This window comes from Limnospira sp. (assembly GCF_051859755.1).
GTDB classification, from domain to species: domain Bacteria; phylum Cyanobacteriota; class Cyanobacteriia; order Cyanobacteriales; family Microcoleaceae; genus Limnospira; species Limnospira fusiformis.
This window is the reverse complement of sequence record NZ_JBIMLI010000402.1, coordinates 1-638: the sequence shown is the minus strand read 5'-3', so window position 1 is coordinate 638 and position 638 is coordinate 1. Positions and strand designations below refer to the sequence as shown.

The 638-nt window shown below is 43.3% G+C and carries 1 protein-coding gene; it reads left to right on the top strand.

From position 1 onward, the window contains the following. Positions 1-473: DUF4351 domain-containing protein (locus ACTIE0_RS24885; protein ID WP_439517077.1), on the top strand; the 473-nt coding region annotated here is incomplete at its 5' end. Between the last annotated feature and the right edge of the window lie 165 nt (positions 474-638).

The following is a 638-nucleotide window of genomic DNA, read 5'->3' as shown; positions in this document are numbered from 1 at the left end:
AAACGGGCGATCGCCAAAAGTTATTAGAGCAGGTAGCAGCTAAAATTGATGCGATCGCTGACCGGAGAACCCAAAATAACGTGGCAGCATCCACAGCGATTCTGGCGGGTTTGGTCTTAGACAAAGTGTTGATTAAACGATTGTTGAGGCAAGAAATTATGCAAGAATCAGTAATTTATCAAGACATTTGGGAAGAAGCCCTTGAAAAAGGATTACAACAAGGTTTAGAAGAAGGATTACAACAGGGATTACAACAGGGATTACAACAAGGGGTAACTGAAGGTGAAAAGACCTTAATTTTCCGGCTGCTCAATAGGAGATTAGGCAGTTTGCCAGAAACGGTCATCGGTCAAATCAATCAGTTACCATTACCCGCATTAGAGGAGTTAGGAGAAGCATTACTAGACTTTTCTGAGATCAATGATTTGCGGGTATGGCTAGTCTCCAACTCGCCATCAATTTCAGGTAATTAGACTCTGGGAAGAATCCGTAGATACGTTTATAAATGTGCCGGGATTATTACCTTTTGCGGTACTAGCCAAAACGGGCGATCGCCAAAAGTTATTAGAGCAGGTAGCAGCTAAAATTGATGCGATCGCTGACCGGAGAACCCAAAATAACGTGGCAGCATCCACAGC